This is a genomic window from Pantoea allii (assembly GCF_002307475.1).
GTDB lineage: Bacteria > Pseudomonadota > Gammaproteobacteria > Enterobacterales > Enterobacteriaceae > Pantoea > Pantoea allii.
Map to the genome: position 1 here is coordinate 26,154 of NZ_NTMH01000024.1, position 26,932 is coordinate 53,085.

Consider the following 26,932-nt stretch of genomic DNA (forward strand, 5'->3'; position numbering starts at 1 on the left):
CTCTCTCCCGTGTGGCAGGGACGGTTTACGGCCGTGCAGCGGCTGGCAAACCTGACGCTACGGACATTTGTGATTCATCCGGCGATGTTTTTCTTTTTACTCTTCATTTTTTGCGCGAATAAGACCGGAAGCGGAGGGCTGATGCTTCTGAACTGGGCTGAAGAGGCGGTGCGCGATGCAGCTGCCGGTCAGGTATGGACCTGCCAGTCGCAGGACGAGCCTGCTCCCACTGTGCCAGCTGACTTTCCTCCACTGTCCCGAAGTGACGTGACAGCAAGGCCTGAGCTACCGGAGGCTCCCCCGTCTAAATGTGTGAAGGTTGCTGAAAGCCGTGAAACCTGGATTTTTCAGGAAAACAACCTGCTTCGGAAACTCTACTTAACCAGCGTGATGATTTCCGTGCTTGCGAGTTTCTACGCTAACCATTTCCGCCGCCGTCATAAACGAGGTAAATGATGCAACGACTTCCGCTGATTGCCGCGCTGTTTATGGCGGGCATTATCTGTAACTGTCTTCGCCAGTTACTTAACTGGTCTGTAACCGTCACACACGATGTTCTCGTCATTCTCAGCAGCCTTTATCTCGGTATGACGGCGATGTTAGTCGTTTATGAAATTATCGTTTACCGGCGCACAGGGCGTGGGCGTGGAGGTCATAATGAGGCTTAAAAAGCTGCTTGTTATGATGATGCTTTTCGCACCGGTGGTGGCGCAGGCGACGGTGGCTGATGAGATTGCCGCGCTTGAGCGTATGAAAGCAAAGCAGGGCCCACAGTTGCCGGATCTGGGTATACCCGGCTCGCAGCGGCATGTAAACAGACCACCCAGTATGGTTCAACTGGCTGACGGTCGTCAGGTCAACATTAATGATTATGCTGTGGTGGTCTTCATGCAGCGTGGGTGCCAGTACAGCGCAAAGTTCGATCCCAAGCTGAAATCCTGGGCAGATGAAATGGGCATCAAAGTGTATCCCTACTCGCTCGACGGGTATGGGGACGCGTCTTTTCCGGTCGCGCTGATACCTCGTAAAGCCGGTCCAAATGAACCCATTGCCGGCGAAATCCTGACCTTTTTCGGTAATGGCCTGCCAATAGCCACGCCGACAACGTTTATGGTCAACGTCAATACCAACACGGCCTATCCGCTTTATCAGGGTGATACCGATATGGCCACCATGAGCCAGCGTCTGTCACAGATGATTGAAGCGGATATTGATCACCTTCCTCCGGACACGCTGGGGCCGGTTCCCAGCAGCGGCTCGGTTACCCCTCAGTAACGCAGCGGCATTGCCGCCCAGGGATAAACATGACTGAAGAACCATTGACGCTCAACAGACTTGAGAGCGTGCTGTTGCTTGTCTGTGCCTCATTTCTGGCCGCATCAGGACTCTATGCCTGGCTTGTCTGCGAATTGACCGGAGGTGGCCTCCTTATCCTGAGCGCTGGCGCGAATGCCGGACTGATCTGTGCGGTTCGCGATTTTCCACTGCTGTTTCTGATTTCACTTGCAGGGGGCGCGGGATGTGGTGCGTTGATAAGTATCACGCTGCGCCGTAACGGATTTATGACTGAACATCCCTTTAATTAAAGGGCCTCAACCAGCCGGATTGAACCAGGCTTGCTCGGATTCAAGCCGACAGGAACAAATGATGAAGACAGAGAACATAGCCTGCAGACGCAAATTCACAACCTGCGCAGAGAGGTTCGTACTCTTTAGTGCCTTGATGTGGGCCGGGGGGACTGGCTGGCTGTTTTTTTTCAGTGCGGTCGCAGAGCCTCCCCTGCCACCGCCACAGGTTGCACGTTTTCTGATGGACGTCAGAATGCTCAGCCTTTCGGGTTGGCTGCTGGCGCTAATCCCGTTGTGGTGCCTCTGGCTGGACTGTAAGAGTTACGGTGTGCTTCCGACGCTTTCAGGCTGGCTGAGACGCTATGGTTTCATCGCGGCCGCCAGCCTGGTTGCGGCATTACGGGTTTTTTGCCAGCGGGGATATCCTGCTATTGTGGCGGAAGGAAATTATCTCTCTTACCTATTCTTATGGAGTATGTTTGGAGTAGTTTGCCTGTTGCGTAAGCCAGCAGAATGATGCCGCACAATATCAGTGAATCCCTGATACTGATGAAAAAGACACTCAGGGACAGCCTGATATTTAACGCATTTAGCCTCTCAAGGCTCCATCCCGCTAAACGGTATATTACAGAGCGCTGACTTTTAAGCTTCAGACAGGCGTTATTGCAGTCTTCATCTGAAATCTCATTGAGCAGTTGTTGGGCTTTATCTTCCTCAAGGTGGTTGCTGAAATACCTGATGAGCAGAATTCTTTTTGATACGGAGGTAATGTCGGTCTTCAGTTCAGAAATCAGCGACAGTGCATCATCACGTGTGATGACAGATTTTTGCTCATACCAGGCGTCCTGCACCGCAGGATTGTCCGGAAACTGCTGGCGAAGACTGTTCAGCAACGCTTTGCGTCTTTCTTCAGATGGGATCTTGTCGATGACCAGTGCCGGATAGATGTTTTCTGCATAGGCGGCGGACTCAGGCGTGTAATAGAAACGGCTGGGCGTTTTGCGGTAAAAATCCAGTCTGAGATCAGCAGCCTGTCCTGTGTTGTATTGACTGGTTGTTTCCCAGTACAGCGGTTCATGCGTCTTTTCATCTCTGTACGAGATGAAAGCATGATGTGGGGCATAAAAAATTTCAGCCTCACGGCCAGCCGCATGCATTGCATCGATCAACAGATAAGCGTTCAGATCGCAGTCTGAGTAATGTCCTGCCCAGCCGTCTGAAACGGCCTGCACAGGTGAATAATAAAAGTGCCTGCCCAGCAGGCGGTTTGCACAGGCCAGATAATCCTTATTGCTGAGTGCTGTGTCGCAATGTTTTTTAACATCGCTGAGCCAGCCCTGCGTATTGCCATATGCCAGATTTGCGTTTTTTTCTGACGCAATCCCGGCCCGCCTGTCGAAGTTAATCAGACGATGAGTCAGGAGTTCAGGATCATAGCTGCCTGAGATATCTGCACGTGAACGCGCAGGCTGCTCATGTTTTCTGGCTTTGTAATCATTGTCATACCAGCTGCAGACAAACACATAGCTGAACGCACACACCATCAGGATGGCGAGAATAAGCATCTCGTATCTTGTTTTCACTCTCAGTTCCTCATTCCCTTAAAACGACAGTCCACGACTCAACGCATGGGCCCTTAATCCCTGTTATCGGCTGGCTGTCTGTTGATTTTATTTGAGCCGTTAAATCAACCAGGCATCATAGCCTGTTACGGAGCGTCACTACATGAAACTCAGGCAGTTCCTTCTTTCTACCGCTGTGGCACTGTTCATCAGCGCGCCTGCGCTGGCCGACGTGCAGGGCGATCTCAACGGCTACTTTGGCAGTCTGGGCTTTGACGGTAACGTCTCAAGAGCACAGGCATGGCAGGGACAGGCCGCAGGCTATGTTACCGGTGGTTCGGTTTACCTGCGTAACCAGGTTAAACAGGTTCAGCTTATTTCTATGCAGGTGCCTACGCTCAATGCGGGCTGTGGCGGAATTGACTCTTACCTGGGGGCGTTCTCTTTCATCAATGGCGCCGAACTGCAGCGCTTCGTGAAACAGATCATGAGTAACGCTGCCGGCTATGCCTTCGATCTGGCGCTCCAGACGATGGTGCCGGAACTCAAGCAGGCCAAAGACTTTCTTCAAAAGCTCGCCTCGGATGTTAACTCTGCAAACATGAGTTCCTGTCAGGCCGCTCAGGGCATCATCGGCGGGCTTTGGCCGGTAACGCAGGTTTCAAACCAGAAAATATGTCAGGACATTGCAGGTGAAAGTAACATTTTTGCCGACTGGGCCGCTTCACGACAGGGTTGTACAGTGGGTGGGCAGGGCGACAGCGTCACCAGTCGCGCCTCTGACCAGATGAAAGATCAGGTGCTCAAAAACAAAAACCTTATCTGGGACGCCCTGGGCCGCAATCACTTGTTCGACGGTAACAATGAACTCAAAGAACTGGTGATGAGCATCATCGGTTCTATCGTATTTAACGCTCAGGGCCAGGTGACAATCCTCCCCCCGATGGTGGATAACCGCGACGTTATAACGGTTCTTATGAACGGCGGAACTGCGAAAATCTATGGTTGCGACACAATGGATCTCTGCCTGGGCCCCACGGTCGCAACAGTGAACATCAGCAGCGATGCCGCTCTGGTTTCCCAGGTGCGCAGGCTGATGCTGTCGATTGACGGAAAGCTCAGTTCAGATTCACCGCTGACCGATCAGGAAAAAGGCTTTATCAACACGACGTCAGTGCCGGTACTTAAATATCTGACCAACTCGCGCAGCATGGGTATGAGTCCGACCTACCTGGTTCAGGTGGCTGACTTTATCGCGCAGGACATGATGATTCAGTACCTGCAGGAGCTGGTAAAGCAGGCAAGTCAGTCTCTCGCCGGCAGAAACTATCCGGAACAGGCCGCAGGAGAGTTGCGGGGCAACGTCCTGACTGCGCAGTCGCTGCTCGCACAGATGAAACTCCAGTCCACTGCAGACCAGAATGCGCTCGACGGCATTGACCGCAACATGCAGTACCTGCAGCAGCAGGTTTCAACCATTATCTCAACGTCTTACCAGAGTAATTACCAGTGGGGAACGGGCAATGACTGAAGTCTGGACCATCTATGGCGGTGACATGTGGCGGCAGGTGTTCAACGGTGTGGTGACCATTATCGGTTCAGACACCTATGACACGCTGAAACGCATTGTCGGCCTGTTTGGGGTGCTGGGTGTGATGGCCAGCTTTGTTAAATCGCGAAATCCGATGGTGTTCCTGCAGTGGTTTGGCGTGTTCTTTCTCATTACGTCGGTGCTGCTCGTGCCAAAACGCAGCGTGCAGATTCATGACATTACCGATCCGGCCGCCGTCTATGAGGTCGATAATGTGCCAGCCGGACTGGCCGCTATCGCAGGGCTGACGACCGCACCGGGATTTGCCGTTGCTCAGTTGTATGATTACAGCCTTGCGCGGCCTGACTCACTCACCTACACCAAGACCGGCATGCTCTTTGGCTCCCAGATTGTTGCGCAGTCGTCCGATTTCCGGACGCTCAATCCGGATCTGGCGCAGTTGCTTCCCGATTACGTCGAGAACTGTGTGATTGGCGATATTATGCTGAACAACAAATACACGGTTAACGACCTGTTGCACAGCAGCGACCCTCTGACACTTATCACCAGTCAGCCGAGTCCGTTGCGCGGGCTTTACCAGAATACGGGCAACGGGAAGGTGTTTGTGACCTGTCAGCAGGCTGCTGCGTCCATCAAAACACTGGTGAGCCGGGATATCGTGCCTGGTGCTGATACCCTTCACTCTGTTGCAACCCGTCTTTTCGGGAACAAAGTGAACGCGGATTCCATGCTGATCAATGCGATGAACGACAGTTACGGTTTCTTCTATTCCGGCGGGCTCACGGCATCGCAGATCATGCGCAATAACATCACTAATGCGGCTATCCGTGACGGCTGGAAAGGATTTGCGGCGCGTTCCTCCGATACGTCGAACCTGCTGAATCTCGCGACAGAATCAAGCCTGACCAAGCAGCGTATCAGTTGGGGGGCGGGCGGCGTAATCGCCACGCGGACGCTGCCGATGTTCCAGTCACTGATGATGCTGATTCTGATAGCACTGTTTCCGCTTGTTATTGTGCTGTCGCTGGTTAACCACAGCATATTCGGCCTTAACACGTTGAAGATGTATGCAGGCGGGTTTCTGTACTTTCAGATGTGGCCAGTCATGTTTGCCGTACTCAATTCACTGGCCAACTTCTATCTGCAGACGAAAACTGGTGCGACACCGCTGGTACTGGCCAATATGGATCAGGTGGCGCTTCAGCATTCAGATGCTGCCAACATCGCAGGCTACCTCAGCATGTCGATACCGGTATTGTCATTCTTTCTGACAAAGGGTGCGGCTTCCATTGCCTCGCAGGCGGTAGGTGGGGTACTGAGTTCAGCAGCATTCACAACGAGCGGTCAGGCTTCAACGACCGCAGACGGCAACTGGTCCTTTAACAATATGTCGATGGATAACGTGAATGCCAACAAGTTTGATACCAATATGGCGCAGCGGTCCGGCCAGCAGTCGTTCCAGACCAGCAATGGTGCCACACATACTCAGACGGCTGACGGGCATAACGTTTATGACACCAGTGGTGCCATTTCAAATCTGCCGGTGAATCTTAAACTGAGTTCTCTGGCAAGCAGCGGCTTCTCCGAGCAGTCTCGACAGGCACAGCAGGAAGCCCAGACGGCACTGGATGGTTACAATCACAGCGTAACCAGCGGTTATCAGCAGATGCAGCAGTTAAGCCATCAGAGTGGTGCGAGTGACTCAATGACGCAGGGAAGTGATAACAGCGTGGCTTCTAACGTTTCACGTGGAGCCAGCCAGATGCAGTCAGCCGTTGAAAGTTATGCGAAGTCACACAACATTTCACAGCAAGAGGCCTATAACAAACTCATGGACATCACCAACCAGGGAAGCGCTGGTGCGGGTGGCAAAATTTACGGTAAATATGATTCGGGTGACATGTTCGCGACCAAACTGGGTAAATGGGCAACGGGCCTGAGTGGTGGTGGTGAAGTGAACCTGAACGCCGACTGGAGACACTCTTCTGGCAGCTCACATGGCACACAGGACAGCCATGCAGAGGGGCATGACTACCGTAACGACAGGAACAGCCAGGATGCGAAAGAATTTCGTCAGGGTATGGACATGGTCACATCTACCCGCCTGAGCGAGTCTGGAAGCCATACTAACAACGAGTCAGATTCAAAAGTGCAACAGTTTGCAGCCACGCTTAATGATGCGAAAAGTCAGTATCACCAGTATACGGACAGCAGTACCCGTAGTCAGGAATTCAGCCGTATGGCCACGCTGGCTCAGAACCAGAGCGCAAGTTTGGACGCCAATTACAATCAGGAGTTTGTGGACTGGACTACGGCTAAGTACGGAAGCGATGCACAGCACGTACTGACCAACGTCAACACAGCTCAGGCAGCCGCCACCGAGTTCATGAAAGAACGTCTGGAACCTGAAATCATGCAGAATTATGCTGGCAGAACGGAGCAGGTTGCAGCTCAGCCTCTAACACCTTCAGGCTCTCTTGAGGCTTCAGGAAATAATGGCAGCGGCGGTAACACGATTCATGGGCGTTCAGAAAGAAATGTTGTTGGCGGGCGGGAGGCTGGGACGTCTCTAATCAGCGGCGATTATCAGGCTGGTGTAGACCGTATCAACCAACAAGCTGGTTCTTTGAGTGGTCCTCAAAATATTGCTGATAAGCTTGCAGACAGAAACTTTGAGAATACGGGAAAAATTGGACAAATTGACGGAGAAATAAGCAAAAATAAAAGCACTGTTCAGGCATCCAGTGATATACTCAGAAATGAGCATCAGGGTGCTGTGAAAAGCCAACAAATCGGTCGTGCTGAAGAAGAAATTAGCCAAGCAAAGCCCAAGATTGACGATGCGCAATCTGAATATTTAAAACGTAAAATAGAAGAACTTAGAGCATCGAACAAGCGTGCTTCTTAAAAGTTTGAACAGGTGGGGTGTAAGATGAGTAATTTAACCGTTGCAGATGTTAATTCAGATGTAGAGATGCTGATGAGTAGTTTCAGCTCGGGTGATCGATTGCTTCCTTCTTCATCTCACCTGTTTAAAATAAGTTTAGCAGTTCCATCATTTGCATTCGCTCTCAGTTTGGTTGGGGACGCTCTGGGTTATCTTTCTTTGGCTCGCGAGCAGCATTCAATCATAGGGTATTACTATTATATTCTGAGTGACGGTTGGGCAGTTCTTCTTCCGACCTTTATTTTAGGGTTGTTTTTTGCATTTATGGTATATAACAACCTTATGACATATATGGCTGTTCCTAAAAATGTTCGTGAAAAATCCGTCATTTTGTTGCACTTAAAGAAGATAGTTCAAAGAACAATTGCAGTTTTTGCATTTCTAATGTTCGTTGCGGCCTTGGCTTCAAGTTATGTATCTTGGGCTGTACTTACTATCCCAGTATTAATGATGGTGCTTTTTTTCTCTGTTAACATTATCGTCAGTTCAGAAATAAATCGTTTGGGCGCAGGCGTTGCACTCGAAAAAGTCAGTGCATTGCTGAAGAAGATCTAAGTCTGATGTGACCTGCTCTAAACACATTTTCAATAGCTTTTTCCTTTTAAACCGGGCGCCCGCCCGGTTGGTTTTATTTCTAAAGTACAAATCTGTTATTTTTACTATTAAGTTTGATTTAAGTCATGAGAACATTTCTTGATTAAAACCCCATTACATCCTCACAATGCTCTGCATAATTATAAGCAAGCAGATGTTCTTTAAATAAAACCAATGTCACCTGCCTCTGAATAAAGTAAGTGACAGGACTAAAAAAACTCCTCTGGGAAATTCTGTCGGGCATTCATGCTCATTTTTTCGTTTAACAAGGATACTGAAATGAAAAAGCGTTCCCTCTTTGTGGCGGCGATTGCTGCTGCATGTCTTGTGCTGTCCGGGTGTGGTGCGATGAGTACCGCGATCAAAAAAAGAAATCTTGATGTAAAAACGCAAATGAGTCAGACAGTCTGGCTTGATCCGTCAAGTAATAAAACCGTTTGGCTGCAGGTACGCAATACTTCAGATAAAGATATGGGCGACCTGTACGGCCTTATAGGGCAGGATGTTCAGGCGAAAGGCTATACCCTCACTTCAAGCCCGGATGCAGCCAACTACTGGATTCAGGTCAACGTACTGAAAGCAGATAAAATGGATTTGCGGGCAGCGCAGGGATTCCTGAACAGCGGTTATGAAGGTGGCGCAGCTGGCGCAGCACTGGGGGCCGGCATCACAGCTTATAACGGTAACTCAGGCGGCGCTGTCCTGGGGGCTGGCCTTGCCGCAGGATTGATTGGTATGGCCGCAGATGCGATGGTAGAAGACGTTAACTACACAATGGTAACCGACCTACAGATTTCAGAGCGCAGTAAAGCGGCTGTCACCACCGATAACGTAGCTGCTCTTCGACAGGGTACATCTGGCATCAAATTGCAGACCAGCAGCGAACAGGGTGACCGAATGAAATATCAGACGCGTGTGGTTTCAAACGCCAACAAGGTAAACCTTAAATTCGATGAAGCCAAACCTGTACTCGAAGCCCAACTGGCAAAATCTGTCGCAGGTATCCTGCCTTAACCTGAGTACCTGTATAGCATTGCTGAGTTCTTTCAGTGTGTTTAAGCGCCGACACTGAGAACTCTGCAAAAAGACACGAAACAGGCATACGCCCGAGGAAAATAACAGACCTTCTTTCCTGGCAACCGGGTGTATGCCGCCCCTTCTGATGACATTCCTGAATTAAAGCATCCGTGTTTTGTAACGGTGCGTTCGTGCCGCATGGCTGAACTGGTGACATTTCGCCTCCTCGCGCCGGTTCAACGGCCCCGGCGTCTGCGGCGGGCGCTGCATACTCTCAATTTCACCGACGTGTCCTGACTCTCATATCCCTTAACAAGGAGCTTTTATGCTGCAATTTAATGGCGTTCTACGCACGGCTGTAACCTGGTTTACCCTTTTCCTCGCCTGGAGCGCATTGGTTTTATGGCATTTTGGCATGCAACTGCATCAGTACATCATGTCTGACAGCACCCTGTTTGCATATGAACTGGCCGTGCGCACGGCGCAAAGTGACATGATGCCGCAGGGGATGATCCCTTTCCTGATGGTACTGCTGACACTTACGGCCGGTGCCGTTTTGTCTGTTCTGACGCTGCTCGGCTGGAATCTGATCCTGTTCGCCTGCTGCCTGCCTGTTATGGCGGGGGAATGGCTGCTCAGACGCACTGGATTAATCCGCTCTGAGTCTACAGCCTCTGTTGAAAGATAAATTTTGCACTCAGAGAAAGGGTGGCGGGTCCGTTCGCAGCGGACCCACCTGTAGCCTCATCAGTCATTTACGAGAATCTCAATGAAGGCCACATACTTTAAAATAGCACTGATCATCATCAGTGCCGTAAGCTTTTGCGCGCATGCTGCCAACACTGTCGGTCCCGGTTACACCAGCACGCTTATCACGGGTGACGGTAATTCTGTGACCGGCACCCCTGACTGCTGTCAGAACTTTCAAATTGATATTTATGGCGTTAATAATGATTTAAAAAACTCCTATGCCACCACCGTCTTCGGAGACACCAACCTCACAGACGGTTCAGATATGTCGATTTTCGGGCAGAGCAACAGCATCACCGGAGGCTACGGCAACATATTCGGGGATGGGAACAATGCCAAAACCGGAACCCGGCAGTTCGTCAATATCTTCGGTAATGGCTCATCACTGAGCGGGAACGGAGATAATATCTTTGGTACTGCTTCATCCATTACCGGGAATAACTCAACCATCACCGGGAATGGCAATAACTCCAGCGGTGATGAAAACAACACCACTGGTTACAGCAATACTATCTCCGGCAACCAGATCAACGTTTTCGGCTCGTCGAACAAGGTCACTGCCTCACCCTTTTCAAACGTTACCGGCAACGGAAATACCTTAGAGACGGGCCCGTACGCTATCACGCTGGGTGACGGGAATACCAACACCGGTGGAGACACGGACTCTGGCGGTATTGAGATTGGTTCAGGAAACACCCTGAAAAATGCGCTGAACGGAACCGTTATCGGCAACGGTTCCAGCGCAACGGGGGCTAACAGCCTCGTCTTTGGCTCGGGCGCACAGGCCTCAAACGGTGGGACATCTGTGGGATACGGTTCCGTTTCCTCACAGGGAGACGAGGTGTCTTTTGGCAGTCAGAACGTCCAGCGACGTCTGACGCATATTGCTGCAGGGACAGCGGGTACGGATGCCAGTAACGTCAGACAAATGCAGGACGGTGATGCGGCAACGCTCAGCAGCGCCAGAGGCTATACGGACACACGGGAAACCGCCATCAACAACCGTACTGACGGACTGATTGCGACGGAGCAGCAGGCCCGTTCTGCAGGGGATGCCTCGACACTCAACAGTGCGGAAACCTTTACCACAAACCGTGAACAGGCGATCAACACCCGTACTGACAGCATGATGGCCTCTGAGCAGCAGGCCCGACAGGACGGAGATGCCTCTACGCTGTCTAGTGCGAAAGCCTACACAGATTCCAGAGAGCAGGTTCTCAACAGCAAAATGCAGTCTTACTCCGCTTCGCAGCAGAGTGCGCGTCTCTCAGGAGAGGCAGATACGCTGGCCAAATCGGGCAATTATACGGACCGTCAGACAGCGGCGGCGATTGGCGCGTCAAACAGCTATACCGATGCGAGAGAGCTGGCAATCAACAGCAGGACTGACGGGCTTGTTGCTGATGAAAAATCACAGCGCATTCTGGGTGAGGCACAAACCCTCACCTCAGCAAACAGCTATACCGACACGCGCGAGCGTGCCATCAGCACCCGGACCGACACCCTGTTTTCACAAGAAAGAACGGCGCGTACTCAGGGCGAACAGCGCATGCTGCAGAGTGCAAACTCCTACACTGACCAGCGGGAAGTGGCGGCAAATCAGTACACCGACAGTGCGATGTCGGATGAACGGCAGGCCCGTACACAGGGTGATGCACGCGTGCTCAGCAGCGCAAACGGCTATACCGACCAGCGTGAGAGCGCCATTCTGCTGCATACCGACAGCGCGCTTTCTGCAGAAAGGCAGGCAAGGGATGACGGTGACCGGCGAACGCTGAGCAGTGCAAACACCTACACAGACAGCAAAGTGCATCAGCTTTCACGCCGGGCCAATGCGGGCATAGCTTCCGCGATGGCCATGTCGGGTATTCCTTATCTGATCAACTCTGTAGACAACAGCTTCGGTATGGCATTCGGCACATACCGGGACGAGCAGGCCATTGCTGCCGGCTACCAGCGTCGTCTGGCCGCTCAGGTAAGCGCGCGCGTGAGTCTTACCTGGGATACCGGACAGGGTGCGGGCATGACTGCCGGCATGGCTATGGGCTGGTGATCTCATAATTTCCAGTAAAGCACGGGCCTTCGTCACTTCCATGTCTCAACAGGCCTTACTGGCTGCATAAACCGCTTTTCATCTGAATCATCACTGACCCGACTGCATCCCTGCGCAGGGATTTCTGACGCCTCAAACGGAGCCATTCATGAGTTTTACGCCTAAAAACCTTACCCAGGGTGGCCAGATTATGGCTTACCGCCTGCGTATGTTCGCGCAGGTGAGTAACTGGATTTTCCACTGGATGTTACTGCTGTTTATTGCCTCTACGGCGCTGCTTTTCTGGCTGACTACGCCCGATGACGTGATGCGAAATGGCTTCTGGTACTGGGCTGCATGGCCGACGCATTCGCTGATGGGACTCAGTCCTGCCAGCGCTACCGCGACCTGGGACATTACCTGGCACTGCGGAGACGGTACGCAACTGTGTAAGGTTAAAATGACGCCAGACCAGTTGCTCTCCGATGCCTGGATGCAGGGGATGGGTAATGCCTTTCTGGCCAGCCTCCGTTTTGTGGCCACGATCTGCGGTACCACAGCATGCCTGCTTTACTGCCTGATTGCCTGGTATGTGGGGTACAAAGGCAAAAAAGAAACAGAGGATGAGTTTATATCCGGAATGGAGCTTACGGATAACCTCAAAGTTATTAACCAGCTGCTGAAAAAGGCCGGGGAAAAGTCGGATCTACAGGTGGCCGGGCTGCACATGGTCCGCAATGCCGAGATCATGAATTACCTGATTCACGGAACCGTCAACGTCGGGAAATCCACCATTATCCGCTGGCTGCTTGATTACATCCGCAAGCGGGGTGACCGCGCCATCATTTACGACTCGGGCGGTACGTTTGTCGAAACGCACTACGACGAACGCGTGGACAAAATCCTGAACACGCATGACAGACGCTGCGAAAACTGGGTGCTGTGGCGTGAAGGCCGCGAGGTCGTGGATTACGAGAACATGACGGCCGCGCTGATGCCGGTTGAGGGCGACTCGGACCCGTTCTGGGTGTCCTCATCACGGACCATCTTCAGTGATACGGCCATGCAGTTTGCATCTGACCCGAATCGCAACATTGAAAAATTCCTGAAAACCCTGCTGTCCATTGACCTGAAAAGTCTGCGCGAATTCCTGAAAAACACGCCCTCCGCCAACCTGGTGGAGGAGAAAATTGAAAAAACCGCCATCTCGATACGCTCGGTTCTGACCAACTACGCCAAGTCGCTGCGTTACCTGCAGGGGCTCGACAAGGAGGGTAAACCCGAGTTCAGCATCCGGGAATGGATGACAGAGAAGCAGTATGACAACAGCTGGCTGTTTATTTCCACCACGGCCCGTCACCGTAAATCTGTCCGACCGCTGATAACGATGTGGCTTTCGCTGGCCACGCTGTTTATTCAGAGCATGGGCGAGGACAGCAAGCGACGGGTGTGGATTATCGGCGATGAAATTCTGGGCCTGCAGAAACTCCCGGATCTGGGCGAAACACTGGCCGAGGGCCGTAAGTTTGGTGCCTGTTTTGTACTGGGTATTCAGAATATGCCCCAGCTGATTAACGTCTACGGGCGCGAGATGGCCAAGTCCATTTTTGACCTGCTGAACACGCGCTTTTACGGCCGTTCACCCAGCGCCGAGGTGGCAAAGATGATCGAGGAGGACCTGGGCCATCAGCGCCGGCGCGAAGCCCGTGAGCAGAACAGCTTTGGCCTAGCGCAGGAGCGTGATGGTATTTCCATCAGCAAGGACAAAGTCAGGGAACCGGTTGTTGATTACGACCAGATCATGAAGCTGCCCAACCTGCGCTTTTACGTGCGTATGCCGGGCGAGTATCCGGTAGTGAAGCTCAGCCTGAAGTACCGCGAACAGAAGAAATATCATCCTGCGCTCATCGAGCGTGACTTCAAAGACAACCTCAGTCCTGAGCTGGAAAAAATCATCAGCCAGAACGAGCGTGACGCTGTCGGGCTGGGGCTGCGCTTTCCGACCGGCGATGAAATCCTGGAGGGAACCACACACCCGCCGCTGGCATCCGTTGCTGCTGAGTCAGGGGCGGAAGTCAGGCAGCCTGCACCTGTTGCCGCCAGCGTCACGCCTCCGCCTCCGCCTGCACCGGAGCAACACCCAGTACGCGTCCCTCAAAAAGCCCCGTCAGCGGAACCTGCTGAGATTCTGGCTGGAAGTCTGCTGCCTGATAACGTCCGGGCATTTCCCGGTCGTGGAGCAGCAGCTTCACGATCTGCACCGGCTGTAAGGCCCGTCGCCCGTCCTGAGCCTGACGTGCCGGCAGAAAAAACCGCACCAGTACCGGCAGCAAAAGTAGTTGCCGCGCCCGTACCCCCTAAACCACCGGTCAAAACGACCAGTGCGCTCGACATCCTGGCTCGCCGGGCAAATCTGCCTGCCAACACGGATGACTCCGAGACGGCTGAGGAGGGTACGCAGGGCGAAGCGCCAGAGCTGAACATGGTGGCGGAAAAAGATGATGCAGGGCAGCTCACTGTGCAGACGGCGGGACACAGTAAAGGCGTGCATGACAGCCGGGAGGAAGCCTACGCGGACCAGTACCGGCAGGCAAACTACCGCATGGCTGACGATGAAAAAAACATCCTGCGCCACCGTGAAGATTACGAGGCCTGGCAGGAAATGGGCGACCATCATGACCACGGAGATTATGAGCGATGATGACCGTTGCGCCGGTGGCGTCGGCCGCCGATGCTGCCAGTTACTACAGCAGCAAAGATAACTACTATTTTCTCGATGACCTGGAAAGTCAGTGGCTGGGTGAGGGCGCGCGCGAGCTGGGCCTGGAAGGCCCGGTTGACCTGCAGACGTTTACGGACGTGCTGCACGGCAAGCTCCCCAACGGAACGGAGCTGGGCAAAGAGGTGCAGGGCGCGCACGTCCACCGTCCGGGACATGACCTGACGTTTTCCGCCCCTAAAAGCATCTCCATGCTGATACTGGCCGGAGGCGACAAACGCCTGCTGGAGGCACATCACGAGGCGGTGAAAGAGGCGCTGGGGGTGATTGAAAACCTGATAAGCGTGCGCAGCACCCGAGACGGTATTACCCGCATCGAACCGACCGGCAAGATGGTGGCCGCGCTGTTCACGCATGACACCTCGCGCAACCTCGATCCGCAGATTCACACCCACGCCGTTGTGGTGAACGCCACTGAACATGAAGGCAAATGGAAAGCCCTGTCCACCGACTACATCCACGGAACCGGGTTCATTGAGACGATTTACAAACACCAGGTGAAGTTTGGCCAGATTTACCGCAGTTCTCTGAAGGGAAAAACCGAAGCGCTGGGTTATGAAACGGAGCTGACCGGCGGACCGCATGGCCTCTGGGAGGTTAAAGGCTTTACCGAAACCGTACTGGAAGAGTTCTCTTCACGGCACAGGGAAATTCATGGCAGCGTGGGGGAAGATGCCAGCCTGAAAAGCCGTGATGTGGCCGCGCTCGACACGCGCCAGCGTAAACAGTCGCTTGACCGCTACGGCGAAAATGACACCCTGCCGGCAAAGAGTCAGGAAGAGGTCACACGGCACGGGCCTGACGGGGTTACACCAGAACGTGTCGGGAAAGCGAAAGACGGTGAGCAGCAGCCAGTATCCGGACAGGCGGAAATGGCCATCGGCAAAAGCGCTGAAAACACGGTCAAGCCCCGCGCATCCGATGCTACTGAAAAGCATCCGGACGTTCAGCAGAAAGCCGATCCGGACTCAGTTTCCGCCGGTAAGCCTGCGCCTGAACCGGAGCAGACAGGTACCACTGTAAAGACCGTCACCGCAGCGCCGGACAGAGCGGAGCCGGTCGATACAGGACAGGTATTGCGGGACATATCTTCTCCCGGCAATGAGCCGATTGTTAAACCTGAAACCGAAAGGGGACGCAGCCGCCTGCAGGCGCGCTGGCAGCGGCAGATGGACGATCTGGGCTTTGACATCAAACAGGTCGTCAGCGATGCCCGGGCGCGTGAGGTTGTGCTGTCAGGCCCTGAAGCCCCCCTGCGCACCGATGCCACGGAGGCCGTCCGGGAAGCCATTTCCGTGCTGAGCGACAGCCAGACCCGTTTTACGTATGGCGATCTTCTGGTAACGGCCTTCAGTGCAGGGCAGCATGAAGAGAAAATTCCCGATCTGAAACGCGCCCTGGATAAGGTGATCAGCAGTGGCGAACTGGTGCCGCTGGATGCAGACAAAGGCGTATTCACCTCCCGCATACACCTGCTTGACGAACTGTCACTGCAGTCTGTTGCGGGAAGTGCGGCCAGAGAAAACGTGGTGGCCAGCTTTCGCGCGCCGAAAGAGCCGGTGCCCGCCCGCTTTGAGAAAGCGATGCTGGCACCGGTGGCCATCCTCAACGCCCCTTCATCAGCGCTGCGTCAGCGGGAAACAGCAGAGCAGCTGGTGACAACGTCACGCGCTCACGGGCGTGACGTGATGGTCATGGCCGCCTCTGCCGAACGCGCCCTGTCACTCGGTAAATCCACGATCCTGAAAGACAGCCTGATGCAGCGCAGCCGGATACTCGGCAACGGCTTCAGCCTCGCGCCCCAGAGTACGCTCGTGGTAGACGGCGCAGAGAAGCTGAGCCTCAAGGAGATGCTGGTGCTGACCGGCGAGGCGCTGGAGAAGAATGCCCAGTTGCTGTTCCTCGACGGGGCGGGACGCACGGCCGCAACAAGTGCGCTGTCTGTCCTGGAGCAGTCGGGCGTCCCGCGTCTGTCACTCAGCGAGCCGTCGCCCGGACTGGCAGCGCGCGTCATCAGTATTGCCGACAAACGTGACCGCTATCAGGCGCTGGCCACGCGCTATGCCGAACTGAGCGGGCCGGAGATGACGCTGAGCGCGACGGTCGCAGGCGAACGTGAGCAGCAGCAACTGAACGGCCTCATCCGGTCGGCGCTGAAAGACGCCGGCAAACTCGGTCAGGAAGAGGTCTCAGTGGAGGCCCGTATTCCGGTTTTTACCACGGCCAAAACCCGTCGTCTGGTAAACACCTACCGGCCCGGGCAGGTGCTGGAAGATCGCTCGGACAAAAATGAGACGCGACATTACGTCATTGACCGTGTTCACGAAGACACCCGCCAGCTGTCGCTCATCGATACTGACGGGGTGGTCAGCATACAGGATATCCGGACCCTGACGGGAGACTGGCGGCTGTTTGACCGCGAGACACTGCCGGTCTCTGCCGGTGAGAAGCTGTTTGCCGTGACCGGCGATAAAGAGGCTGGCCTGAAGGCGCGCGATCGTCTGACGGTGGAGTCCGTCAGTGAAGGGCAGATTACCGTCCTGCGCGACGGCCAGAAAAAGCCCGTGACCCTCGAAAGCGGGCGCGCGCTGTACCTGACCCACGCCTACGTCGCCGCGCCCGGCAGCCTCGATAACGATCGCGGCGTGGTGCTGGCCAGCCTCAACGGACGGGATCTGACGGCGAACATGATGAACACCCTGGCGCGCAGCGGGAATGAAGCGGAAATCTTCACGGGCGAGCCGCAGGCCCGGGCGGAAGACCGTATTGAACGGATGCGATCGGTTCGTACGCCGCTGTCGCTGGTACGTGAAGTGAGCGGTAAGGACGACGCTACGGAGGCCGTGACGGCGCTGAAAAGTGCCGTACAGACGGATCTGCAGAAGGCGTTCACGCGCGCCGTGGCCCAGATGCGCGACGTGGCCTTCACCGAGGTTGCGCTGCTGAAGGAGGCCATGAGCTTTGTGCCCGACACGCCCGGACTGCAGCAGATGCTGCGACAGCAGGTGGCGGACAAGGCCCTGATTCGCGTGTCGGTTGACGGTGAGAGCCGCTATGTGGCGCGCGCTACCTGGGAGATGGAAAAGGCGATCGTGGCTGAAATCGCGGCGGGAAAAAATGCCGTGCCGCCGCTCATGGAGGCCGTGCCTGCGTCACTCACCGCCGGGCTGACCGGCGGACAGGGTGAGGCGACGCACCTTATCCTCGGAAGTAAAGACCGGTTTATTGCCATACAGGGGTATGCGGGCACCGGTAAAACCACTCAGTTCCGGGCGGTAACGTCGGCGCTTGATACGCTGCCTGAACATGCCCGACCGCAGGTTATCGGACTGGCCCCCACGCACCGCGCGGTGAAGGAGATGCGCAGCGTCGGCATTGAGGCCCAGACCCTGAAGTCATTTATCGTGGACTGGCAGAAACGCACGGCGGAAGGCGAAAGCGTCCGTTTTGAGAACTCGCTTTTCCTCATTGATGAGTCATCGATGCTGGGTAACCAGGACACCGCGGCGGCTTACCAGGCTATTTCATCAGGCGGGGGCCGGGCAGTCTCGGTCGGGGACGTCGCGCAGTTTACCTCTCCCGAGAGCGGTGCGCCTTTCCGGCTGGTTCAGGAGCGCAGCCCCATCGACGTGGCCGTGATGAAAGAGATTGTCCGTCAGCGCGATGAAAACCTGAAATCTGCGGTTTACAGCGCGATCGAGAACAAGGGAGCCGCGGCCATTGAAAAAATCATGCAGGTGCTTCCTTCGGTGGTGCCACGATCAGAGCAGGTGGTTCTGCCCGCCCGGTCTGTTGTCGAAACCCAGGCACCGGTCGAGGCCATTGTGGCGGACTGGACTGGCCGCACGCCCGCTGCACGGGAAAAGACGCTCATCATCGCGCAGCTGAACGAAGACCGTCGCGCCATTAACCAGGGCATTCATGACAGGCTGACTGAACTGAAGGAGCTGGGTGAGAAGGCCGTCACGGTGCCGGTGCTGTCGCGCATCACGGGCGGGCGTCATGACTTCAACCGCACCTCGGCCTGGAGTTCCGGTCAGGTGGTAAAGGTCAACGACAGCTATCTCAGCGTGACGGCGGTTGATTCGGGGATAAACCGGATCGTCCTGCGGGACGAAGGCGGCAGAACACACTTTTATTCTCCCGCCGAGCTGAACGTGACGGAAATCGAGGTTTTCGAGCGCCAGCATATTGAACTGCGGGTGGGAGACAGCGTGCGGATGAACAAAACGCAGAAAGCGGCCGGCCACGCGGCGCATGAGCAGTACCGTGTGCAGGCGCTGCGGGATAACGGCGAGGTGGTGCTGAAGAATGCCGCCGGTGAAAAGGTGATAGAGCCGGGTACCGTGACTGCCGATCAACATCTCGATTATGCGTGGGCGGTGACCGGCTACGGTGCACAGGGGGCCAGTGCAGATTTCGTCATTGCGCTTGAAGGGACTGAGGGCGCGCGTCAGCGCATGAGCGGAATGCGGGCGTTTTACATCAGCCTGTCCCGCGCGGTCGATCACGTGCAGATTTACACGGACGGTCTGTCAGACTGGCTGAACACGCTGCAGAACAGGGACCGGGAGCCGGAGACGGCGCACGATGCGCTCGATCCACAGCCTGAACGCGCCCAGGCGCGGCTCGTATGGGGGATGGGTAAATCTCTGTCTAAAACCGCAATCGGGCGGACGTTCCTGCGTGAACAGGGGCTGAAGCACAATCCCGTTACCGCGCGTATCATTCCGCCCACCAGGAAGTATCCTGCGCCCCATCTGGCCCTGCCGGTCTTTGACGGGAACGGCAAAACGGCAGGCGTCAGCCTGTATCCACTTCAGCCTGACAAGGGTTTGAAGGTTAGCGGGACCGGGAGGGATCTGTTCACTGATGGTGCGCAGGCGGCGGTATTCCAGAAAAGCCGTAACGGACAAACGCTGATTGTGACATCTCTGGTGCAGGGCATGGAAGCAGCGCGGAGTCATCCGGAAACGGGGGTGGTCCTGCAGACCGGCCGGAAAACGCCATCGGCGCAGTTGCTTAAGGTGGCCGGTGGCCATCCGGAACGCTCCTCACGTCCGGATGCGGCGCTGGTCAGTCTGGTGCGGGCAGAGCTTCAGGATATTTTTAAAAACCTGCCTGCTGACGGCCCTGTCCGTGATGATACGGCGTCGCTGCGCGCTGCCCTTGCTGCCCTGGACAAGGCGTTTCCGGCGTCGTTAGTCCGGCCAGCGGAAGACAGGGCAGAAAAAAAGGCACTGGCTGATCTGCAGAGCCTCGCGAAGCAGATTTCGGCGGAAGCGACGGCGAAAGCACTTGCCCGTATTCCGGAAGCCGAAGCCGGTGAAAAAGGTGCCATCAGTGCCGCGTTGCTCGAACGGGTGGCGGAAGCCGTCAGGCTGCAAATCCCGGCGCTGCCGGGTGAAAAAGAGCCCGACTATGCCGGACTTGTCCGTCAGGCCGCCAGTGCCATGCCTGCACAGGACGGGAATAAGGCCGGCATCGTCAGAGCCGTGATCAGCGCCCTTGCAGGCGGTGGCCTGCCGTCAGATATCCGAATCGCTGCAGGTGAAACGGGGGCCGGAAACATTCCGGCTGCGGTCATCCGGAAAGTCACTGAAGAACATGACCGGTCCGTGCAGCCTTCTCAACGGATGCCGGATGGCCTGACAGAGCGATCAGTCGCCAGTGCGGCCCGTGAAATGGAACGGCAGAACCTGCTTAACCTGCCTGCGGAACCACGCGGCCGCGAACGCATTGAGCCTGTGCCAGAAATGACCCGTAACATCCAGAAAGAGCGTTAATCACCCTTTGGGCCAGACCACACCAGGCCCTTTATCTTCCATCTGCCCCACTTATCGGGGGCAGGTCAATGAACCAAGTCGTCGCCGGTGTGCGACATACGGACACTTATGAAAAAACACGTAAAACTGGTCGCAGCGATGCTGGCCACAGGCTTCACCTGCGCCGTACCGGCTGCCCCTGCTGATTTGACGCCGGTACAGCAGCATGCGTCCGCAGCGGGTGATTTTACCCCGGCGCAGCAGGCCCGCATCGGCGAGATAGCCGCTGATTACCTGGTGGCGCATCCGGATGTGCTGATCGAGGTCAGTAAGAAGCTGCAGGCGCGTCAGAACGAAATGAAGCAGAAGGCCTATGCCGACGCTGCCGTAAAAGCCCACCGACTGCTCATGCAGCTCGACGGCGTGCCTGTTGCTGGTCCGGCCGGCGCAAAAGTCATTGTGACGGAGTTTTTTGATTATGAATGTATCGCCTGCAGCATGATGTCGCCGGTGATGGAGAAAGTCATGGCCAGTAATTCAGACGTCAGGTTTGCGTTTCGCGACTGGACGATATTCGCGTCGCGCTTTCCGGAATCCACCCAGGCTTCGCGGCGTGGTCTGGACATTTACCGCCAGAAGGGCGCAGAGGCCTACATAACCTATCACAATGGCATTTACCGGACTGGCCACAACGAAGGAAAACTGACACCTGAAGACATTGAAACCAATGCTAAGTCTGCAGGGGCAGGGCCGGTTAACACAGAGAGTTACGCCCGGTCTGACAGCCTTATTGCGAACAATGATTCTCTGGCAGAGATGCTGGGGCTGACGGGGACGCCGGGGATTGTCGTCATGCCGGCAGAGAATGCTAACGTTGAGAATACGACCGTGATACCGGGCGTGGTCAGCGAAGCGGTGATGCAGCAGGCTATCAACAAGGCTGAGGGGAAATAAAAAAATACCGGCAGCTTGAATCGGTGACTGCCGGTATAAAAGATATCAACACTTATCAGTAGGCTGAGACAGTGTCTCAGTTCCTGTTATCGTCTCGCTTACCACAAGCTTTAGGTTAAATTTCCAGGCAGGATTAGCTGGCGGATAATCCCCATCCCTGCCTTTAATTATTTGCTCTGGATAGCATTTTCCGGTGTCTGCTTTTTCGCTGAACCCAATGTTTTCCACCATATCCTCCCTGTGACCAATCCGATAAACACCAGAAAGACTCCACTCATGAACAGGTAGTAAGCCAGAAGAGAAAAATAGGCATCATGCCTGTCATAGAACTTGTCCAGCCATGAATAGGGATATGTAATAAAGCGCTTTAAAGGGCTTGTTTCAGATAAAAGTTCAACACAACTTGTCTGACAGTCTTCAGAGTTTATGCGTGAAAGATAAGCGGCCGCTTTTGATTTGTTTCCATGAGCAAGGTAGTAAATCGCAAGCGCCCTGGTTCGGTCGGTTGAGGTAAAATCTTCCTGCAAACCGGATCTTAAAAAGGCAACATCTTTATCGGTAAGCTTTCCTGCACGGGCTTTGTTATAAAGCAAAATGTCTGAGACAAAATGGTTATCTAGTAAAGGGATGAGGCCCGTGTCCAGAGGCGTTTTTTCACGTGAGTCAGTGTAGATAATCGCCTGATAAAATTGCGTTGCATATCTGCCGTCGCGGGGACGGTAATAGGCCGGGCTGATAGCCTTTTTGTACAATGGCTCACGGAAATCAGCCCACTGTCCTCGGTTATTATCGGTAGTGGTTTCCCAGTACCGGTAATTTCCGAAACTGTCTTTCCAGGCAAAGAAAGCATGACTGGGCGCAAAAACCACCCATGACTCGATCCCTGCCTCGGATGCTGCAGTCATCATTAAATAAGTGTTGGCGTCGCAATCTGAATTATCTGCTGCATAATTCGCTGTTACAGGACCACCCGGACTGTAATAAAAATGTTTTTCGAGGGTATGTCCTGCACATGCAACGAATTTCTCATTTCCTGCGTCGGTATGGTCTGTGTGACAGTGACCTTTTACGTCATCAAGATAGAGTGTAACTTTGTAGCGGGCTTGCTGAGCAACCGCATCATCAACGATCCGGTTAGTTACGTCCATATTTATTAGGTCATAAACCAAACCGGTATGGTTTAGCGCATTTGCTGCAGTTGTTGATGTTAAGTTCTCTGAGGAATGGGTTTTGTAGAATTCCTTTTTAAAATTGGAATACAACCTGAAATCCTTCCAACACGTGCCCAGCAGTATCGTGCCAAACAAAAGTGTAAGCAGACTCACTAATGCCAGAGGGTGAAAACAGCAGTTCTTTACGCGCACAATTGATGCCTTTATTGAGGACAGATATTTGCATCATTTCGGCATCAGTGTGCGAATCTTTAGGGAACTTTGTACCTGCACCGTCAATTTAACATTCGCAGTAAACTTTGTTCTGACACTCTTTTAAGATTTATCACGCCAGCTGCTTTCATCGTGGTCCGAAATGCTCCGCTTACGCGAGAAATACCTTATGTGATTCGGCTTTATGTACACAGAGAATGCAGGAATGTGACGGAAAGCGGCTCAGTTTTTCTGTCGCCAGCTCCCCTGAACAGCAGACGGGCACTTTTTTCTGAGGTTACGCTAACAGGTAGGCTTTCGGCACCGTTGGCCAGTAGCCATATAGTGCGCGTTATTCCGTCCGTAAAACTCGTATTCAGGACGGGTAGCCCTTTATCCAGCTCATAACGTGCATCGCATAACGCCAGTGGAACGGGGTCAGCGTATCCGGGCGAAAAGCATTTCTCAGACCGATGAAACTTGAAATCTTTTCGCCACACGGTTTCATCGCCGTTTGCAAGCTGAGGTTCCCGACCATTTTGTGCCCATGCTTCAAGAAAAGGGCGTTTGCGGACAATCACGACCCATTTGTCAGAGTCATGGTCCAGCGCCAGTTTCATCCAGGCCTTTTGGTCGTTTCTCAGGCCGACTGAAAAGGTGCAGATTTTGGCTCCATATTCTCCGTGCTCGCGCCCTATCCGACATATTCCGCAGGCGGCAAGCAAAGGATGTTCATTAAATATCGGATCTGCATTCATGAGGTCGCTCGCTTGTTATCATGGCCTTAATCACGACACGGTCAACGGCGATCGGGCTTTTCTGCAATCAGATAGGTCAGGCCGTAAACAACCAGTCCACCGACGAGAACGAGCAGCGGAGCAATGATGCGCATGGCCCCTTCATTCAGTGTTGCCGCCAGAAATATTCCCACCACCATAGCCATTAAGACCAGACCGCCGGACACTTCGGCGATAAGCTTACGAAGCAGTCTAATAATTTTCGATAGCATTGATAAATTCTCTGGAGGCGGAGGGGTTTTTACGCAGCATTTCACCCATTTTGATGAAGTTCTGCAGGGGTTCTTCAAACATGAAATAGAGCATGTCGTAATCGTTAACCCGCAGCTTTCGCCACAGTTCAGGGTTCTGCATCTGCAGCCGTCTGGAGGCTTCACAGGCACGGGATATCACGCCCTGAGCAATGACGCCGCCAGTCATGCCACCGGTCAGTCCCCGGAGGGCAACGCGCGTCATGAATGACAGCATGACACCACTGACGACCTTTGAACCGAGATAAGAAGACAACGTCAGTTGTGTAGCGGTCCTGCTGGTCATTGACGTAGCACTGCCAATCAGTTTGTCATAAACCTTACGCAGTGCGGGTTCGGGCAGATACTGCAGCGAATCATCAATGATGATCTTAACGATTTTCGCAATTTCGTTTCTGTTTTTGAAGGCATTATACACAGCGCGGCCAACGCGAACGTCGTCGTGCATATTGCGCGACTGGATGCGTCGGCCACCGTCAGAAAGATCCAAATCCTGAAAGGTTCGCTCCAGTCCCAGATAAAAGTCCATTGGCACTGAAACTACGCCCGATACGATTGAACGGGCGAGCATTGTTGCGTCCATTCCTTTTCCCCCAATAACCGTGCCGTCTGACAGGTAAACATTAAAATATTGTAACTGTCAGGGCAATATTTTGACAGTTCATGCAGTCCTGAAACCAGGCTGTCATCGGTACATAACCTTTCAAAAAAAACCTACGGGCATCGACACCCCATTCCCGGCCTGAGTGTGCGCTGCACCGCCATGCGCGTGTATTCAGGTCAATTGAGGACTGCAGGTGATTTTGAGAATAGTCTGGATCGAGGGCGGTTTATTTTTAACCATCCGACACCTTAAAACCCTATTAAATGCTGGATTTAGCCGGTTGCTGCGGGTATGCTTTTCTGACTTCGCCGGGCGGCGATCTATTCAGATCCTTATCAGAATACTGTGGTGGTTGATGATAGGGATGAGCGAAACCTGTGGCCGGACATGCGCGGTACGGGGAAAGATTTATCCGGATGGGACGTATCCGTTAAAACGTCCAGGGTACAGAGAACGACAATTGCCGGACTCTGAATGCAAAAACCCCCCGAAACTGTTATCAACTTGGCGGAAGAGACAGAATCAGGGGGTCCAAAAGCAGGCGCAGCGCCTGTGAAGGATTATAACGCATGCATTTCATAAGACAAGCCCTGCCCGCCATAAGTCCGGGACAGGGTGAATGACCAGATTTTAATCGGGTTAAACTGCCCGACCCCGTATGAAGCCAGACGTTGCAGCAGTGACCATTCTGCTGCCGGCATTTGCCCCCCGACCGGGTGTGGCCTGGCTCCTGTTACGTTGCTGAAGTCTGTTTTCCGGCTGAACTGGCCGGCAATACCTCTTCACATCAAAACTCTGTTGTTCGCGCGTGACACCCGCAGTAATGACGGTGGGCTTCCCCGCGTCTTTTTTCCGGCTTTCCTGCTTACACGTCAGGTTGTCAGTGAAGACCGGCGACATACCTGTGGCCAGAGAACAAAGCGGCCTCAGTCTGACAGGGAGGCGCTGTCATGAAACAGGGCAACCCGTCACGGCACTGGAGTCAGCTCAGCACCGAAGAACAGGTACGTTTCTGGCAGGGCGTTGATGCCGGTGAAACGGCATCGTTTCTCGTTCCCGCCGAACCGCGTAAAACCCGCCGCGTCAGGGGCGAACACTCCACTCGGGCGAAATGCGAAAATCCGCAATGGTTCCGGCCGGCGCGCTATAAGCCGGTAGGTGGCCAGATCGGCTACCTTTACAACCGGCTGGTGAAAACCGATCCGGAAACCGGCCTCAGCGAGCTGCGAATGCGAGTGTCGCTGCACCCTTACTACATGATGAACCGCCAGAAGGCGGGGCGTAAAAACCATTTCAAACCGGAAAAAGCCCGGCTGCTGGACTGCACCTGGCCGGTTCTGATCAGTTTCTGCGACAAAGGCAAACATTCTGTCGGCATGTGCACGTCGCGGCTGGCTTATGAGGTCAGTCCGAAAGACGAACAAGGAAACGTCATTCCGGAGACGGCCGTCACGGTGAGCCGTATGTCCCGCCTGATTAGCGAACAGGTCCGGTATGGCGTGCTCGCGGTGTCCGAAGAAAAAATGTGGGACCGCGAGTCCGGGCAGTGGCTGCCGAAGTACGTCTGGATAACCGATGCCGGTTTCCGGATGCTGGGCGCGGACATGGCCAGACTGGCCAAAGAGCAGGAAAAGGCGCTGCGCAGGAGCGAGGAACGCCGGCAGATGATAGCGGAAGGGCTGATGCGGGAGGATGAAGACATCTCGCCACAGGCCGCCCGACGTCGCTGGTACGATCGCAAGAGGAGCGAGTCGCTGAAGTACCGCCGCCAGCAGGGGGCGATGCGCAAGCGGGCCAACCGTCTGAGCAACCATCCTCGCGATGTGCAGGTGTTTGAGATGATGAAACACCTGCGTAAAACGCTGCCCGCAGGCGAGCTGCTGTACTGCACGGATGACCGTCTTGAGAAGCTGGCCATCCGGCAACTCTTCCAGATGCAGCTGTTTGAGACACACGACACCCGCGTCTGACGCTTAACACCTGACATACAGACCATGCCCCTTAACCGGGGCTTTTGCCGTGGTTTTTTTTCAGGCTCCGGCCACGTCTTCGCTACTATTCCCGTTTCATGCCGGCCGCGACGTCGTTCATGCGCCGGCAGCGCGCGCAAAACCCCGTCGTCGTCTTTTTATCCACAAAAATCCGCAACGGGATAACCTCAGAAAGCAGCAAACGGATATCCGATAATTTGCAAAACAGTCTTAAACACTGTTTTAAGGTCTTCCGATAAAGCCGGAATGATCTCTGTCACCCGCGAGATTGTGGATAAGTGGAAAAGGCCTTCGCTCGCAGCGGCCGCGCCGCTCAGATTCAGGAGTAGCTCCCGCTGACGCGGGCCCCAAATACAAGTATTTTAGTTACAGCATACATTAGTTCACTGTAAACAGCAGAACGCG

General features: G+C 54.2%; 19 protein-coding genes. 14 read left to right on the forward strand and 5 right to left on the reverse strand.

Features of this window, described 5'->3' with window-relative positions:
• The first annotated feature begins 33 nt into the window (after positions 1-33).
• Genes CMR03_RS08360 through CMR03_RS08375 form a run of 4 tightly spaced genes read left to right on the forward strand, consistent with a single transcriptional unit; the run spans position 34 to position 1,586 of the window.
• On the forward strand, positions 34-456 hold the full coding sequence (locus CMR03_RS08360) for a hypothetical protein (RefSeq protein ID WP_244181353.1): 423 nt from the start codon (positions 34-36) through the stop codon (positions 454-456).
• Positions 453-668 carry a hypothetical protein gene (locus tag CMR03_RS08365; RefSeq protein WP_232285096.1) on the forward strand — a complete coding sequence of 72 codons (216 nt, stop codon included), beginning with the start codon at positions 453-455 and terminating at the stop codon, positions 666-668. The genes CMR03_RS08360 and CMR03_RS08365 overlap by 4 nt, the downstream gene beginning before the upstream one ends.
• The gene (gene trbB / locus CMR03_RS08370) at positions 658-1,275 is read left to right on the forward strand and encodes an F-type conjugal transfer protein TrbB (protein ID WP_029571049.1); all 618 of its coding nucleotides are present in this window, start codon (positions 658-660) and stop codon (positions 1,273-1,275) included. The genes CMR03_RS08365 and trbB overlap by 11 nt, the downstream gene beginning before the upstream one ends.
• Before the next feature lie 29 nt (positions 1,276-1,304).
• Positions 1,305-1,586, forward strand: coding sequence for a hypothetical protein (locus tag CMR03_RS08375; RefSeq protein WP_029571048.1), 282 nt, complete (start codon positions 1,305-1,307; stop codon positions 1,584-1,586).
• Positions 1,587-1,996: 410 nt separating this feature from the next.
• Here the strand turns inward: CMR03_RS08375 and CMR03_RS08385 are convergent, their stop codons facing one another.
• Positions 1,997-2,737, reverse strand: coding sequence for a hypothetical protein (locus CMR03_RS08385; protein WP_128604195.1), 741 nt, complete (start codon positions 2,735-2,737; stop codon positions 1,997-1,999).
• A gap of 556 nt (positions 2,738-3,293) precedes the next feature.
• On the opposite strand from CMR03_RS08385, the gene traH reads away from it, so the two are divergent.
• From traH to CMR03_RS08430, 9 genes are all read left to right on the forward strand, one after another.
• A complete protein-coding gene (traH, locus tag CMR03_RS08390) occupies positions 3,294-4,661 on the forward strand; it encodes a conjugal transfer pilus assembly protein TraH (protein ID WP_096011288.1) in 1,368 nt (455 codons plus the stop codon).
• Entirely contained in the window at positions 4,654-7,590 is a 2,937-nt protein-coding gene (gene traG, locus CMR03_RS08395; protein ID WP_096011289.1) for a conjugal transfer mating-pair stabilization protein TraG, read from the forward strand. Before traH ends, traG begins: the two co-directional genes overlap by 8 nt.
• 24 nt (positions 7,591-7,614) lie before the next feature.
• The gene (locus tag CMR03_RS08400; RefSeq protein ID WP_029571044.1) at positions 7,615-8,184 is read left to right on the forward strand and encodes a hypothetical protein; all 570 of its coding nucleotides are present in this window, start codon (positions 7,615-7,617) and stop codon (positions 8,182-8,184) included.
• Between the two features lie 318 nt (positions 8,185-8,502).
• Complete coding sequence (gene traT / locus CMR03_RS08405; RefSeq protein WP_019105781.1) at positions 8,503-9,237, forward strand: complement resistance protein TraT; 735 nt, start codon at positions 8,503-8,505, stop codon at positions 9,235-9,237.
• Positions 9,238-9,565: 328 nt separating this feature from the next.
• Entirely contained in the window at positions 9,566-9,928 is a 363-nt protein-coding gene (locus tag CMR03_RS08410) for a hypothetical protein (RefSeq protein WP_029571043.1), read from the forward strand.
• A gap of 81 nt (positions 9,929-10,009) precedes the next feature.
• Positions 10,010-12,043: a YadA-like family protein gene (locus CMR03_RS08415; protein ID WP_029571042.1), complete on the forward strand. Its 2,034-nt coding sequence runs from the start codon at positions 10,010-10,012 to the stop codon at positions 12,041-12,043.
• Between the two features lie 148 nt (positions 12,044-12,191).
• Positions 12,192-14,723 carry a type IV conjugative transfer system coupling protein TraD gene (gene traD / locus CMR03_RS08420; RefSeq protein WP_096011290.1) on the forward strand — a complete coding sequence of 844 codons (2,532 nt, stop codon included), beginning with the start codon at positions 12,192-12,194 and terminating at the stop codon, positions 14,721-14,723.
• Positions 14,720-20,587, forward strand: coding sequence for a MobF family relaxase (gene mobF, locus CMR03_RS08425; protein WP_096011291.1), 5,868 nt, complete (start codon positions 14,720-14,722; stop codon positions 20,585-20,587). The genes traD and mobF overlap by 4 nt, the downstream gene beginning before the upstream one ends.
• A 108-nt stretch (positions 20,588-20,695) precedes the next feature.
• Positions 20,696-21,520: a DsbA family protein gene (locus CMR03_RS08430; protein ID WP_029571039.1), complete on the forward strand. Its 825-nt coding sequence runs from the start codon at positions 20,696-20,698 to the stop codon at positions 21,518-21,520.
• A 167-nt stretch (positions 21,521-21,687) separates the two neighbouring features.
• Here CMR03_RS08430 and CMR03_RS08435 read toward each other — a convergent pair whose 3' ends face one another.
• The 4 genes from CMR03_RS08435 to CMR03_RS08450 all read right to left on the reverse strand — a co-directional run bounded on the left by CMR03_RS08435 (position 21,688) and on the right by CMR03_RS08450 (position 24,515).
• Positions 21,688-22,782 (reverse strand): hypothetical protein, encoded by a 1,095-nt coding sequence (locus tag CMR03_RS08435; RefSeq protein ID WP_029571038.1) that lies wholly within the window; start codon positions 22,780-22,782, stop codon positions 21,688-21,690.
• 305 nt (positions 22,783-23,087) lie between these two features.
• Positions 23,088-23,642: a plasmid fertility inhibition factor family protein gene (locus CMR03_RS08440; protein ID WP_242638500.1), complete on the reverse strand. Its 555-nt coding sequence runs from the start codon at positions 23,640-23,642 to the stop codon at positions 23,088-23,090.
• A gap of 41 nt (positions 23,643-23,683) precedes the next feature.
• The gene (locus tag CMR03_RS08445; protein WP_019104923.1) at positions 23,684-23,893 is read right to left on the reverse strand and encodes a hypothetical protein; all 210 of its coding nucleotides are present in this window, start codon (positions 23,891-23,893) and stop codon (positions 23,684-23,686) included.
• Positions 23,874-24,515 carry a hypothetical protein gene (locus CMR03_RS08450; RefSeq protein WP_026020915.1) on the reverse strand — a complete coding sequence of 214 codons (642 nt, stop codon included), beginning with the start codon at positions 24,513-24,515 and terminating at the stop codon, positions 23,874-23,876. Before CMR03_RS08450 ends, CMR03_RS08445 begins: the two co-directional genes overlap by 20 nt.
• Positions 24,516-25,486: 971 nt before the next feature.
• Between CMR03_RS08450 and repA the strand changes: the two genes are divergently transcribed.
• A complete protein-coding gene (gene repA, locus CMR03_RS08455) occupies positions 25,487-26,506 on the forward strand; it encodes a plasmid replication initiator RepA (protein ID WP_096011292.1) in 1,020 nt (339 codons plus the stop codon).
• Positions 26,507-26,932 lie beyond the last annotated feature (426 nt).

Coding starts and splice junctions, on each gene's coding strand:
- traH (WP_096011288.1), top strand. CDS start 3,294: ATGAAACTCAGGCAGTTCCTTCTTTCTACCGCTGTGGCACTGTTCATC.
- repA (WP_096011292.1), top strand. CDS start 25,487: ATGAAACAGGGCAACCCGTCACGGCACTGGAGTCAGCTCAGCACCGAA.
- CMR03_RS08430 (WP_029571039.1), top strand. CDS start 20,696: ATGAAAAAACACGTAAAACTGGTCGCAGCGATGCTGGCCACAGGCTTC.
- traG (WP_096011289.1), top strand. CDS start 4,654: ATGACTGAAGTCTGGACCATCTATGGCGGTGACATGTGGCGGCAGGTG.
- CMR03_RS08450 (WP_026020915.1), bottom strand. CDS start 24,515: ATGGACGCAACAATGCTCGCCCGTTCAATCGTATCGGGCGTAGTTTCA.
- CMR03_RS08375 (WP_029571048.1), top strand. CDS start 1,305: ATGACTGAAGAACCATTGACGCTCAACAGACTTGAGAGCGTGCTGTTG.
- traT (WP_019105781.1), top strand. CDS start 8,503: ATGAAAAAGCGTTCCCTCTTTGTGGCGGCGATTGCTGCTGCATGTCTT.
- CMR03_RS08400 (WP_029571044.1), top strand. CDS start 7,615: ATGAGTAATTTAACCGTTGCAGATGTTAATTCAGATGTAGAGATGCTG.
- CMR03_RS08365 (WP_232285096.1), top strand. CDS start 453: ATGATGCAACGACTTCCGCTGATTGCCGCGCTGTTTATGGCGGGCATT.
- CMR03_RS08410 (WP_029571043.1), top strand. CDS start 9,566: ATGCTGCAATTTAATGGCGTTCTACGCACGGCTGTAACCTGGTTTACC.
- CMR03_RS08445 (WP_019104923.1), bottom strand. CDS start 23,893: ATGCTATCGAAAATTATTAGACTGCTTCGTAAGCTTATCGCCGAAGTG.
- trbB (WP_029571049.1), top strand. CDS start 658: ATGAGGCTTAAAAAGCTGCTTGTTATGATGATGCTTTTCGCACCGGTG.
- mobF (WP_096011291.1), top strand. CDS start 14,720: ATGATGACCGTTGCGCCGGTGGCGTCGGCCGCCGATGCTGCCAGTTAC.
- CMR03_RS08415 (WP_029571042.1), top strand. CDS start 10,010: ATGAAGGCCACATACTTTAAAATAGCACTGATCATCATCAGTGCCGTA.
- traD (WP_096011290.1), top strand. CDS start 12,192: ATGAGTTTTACGCCTAAAAACCTTACCCAGGGTGGCCAGATTATGGCT.
- CMR03_RS08440 (WP_242638500.1), bottom strand. CDS start 23,642: ATGAATGCAGATCCGATATTTAATGAACATCCTTTGCTTGCCGCCTGC.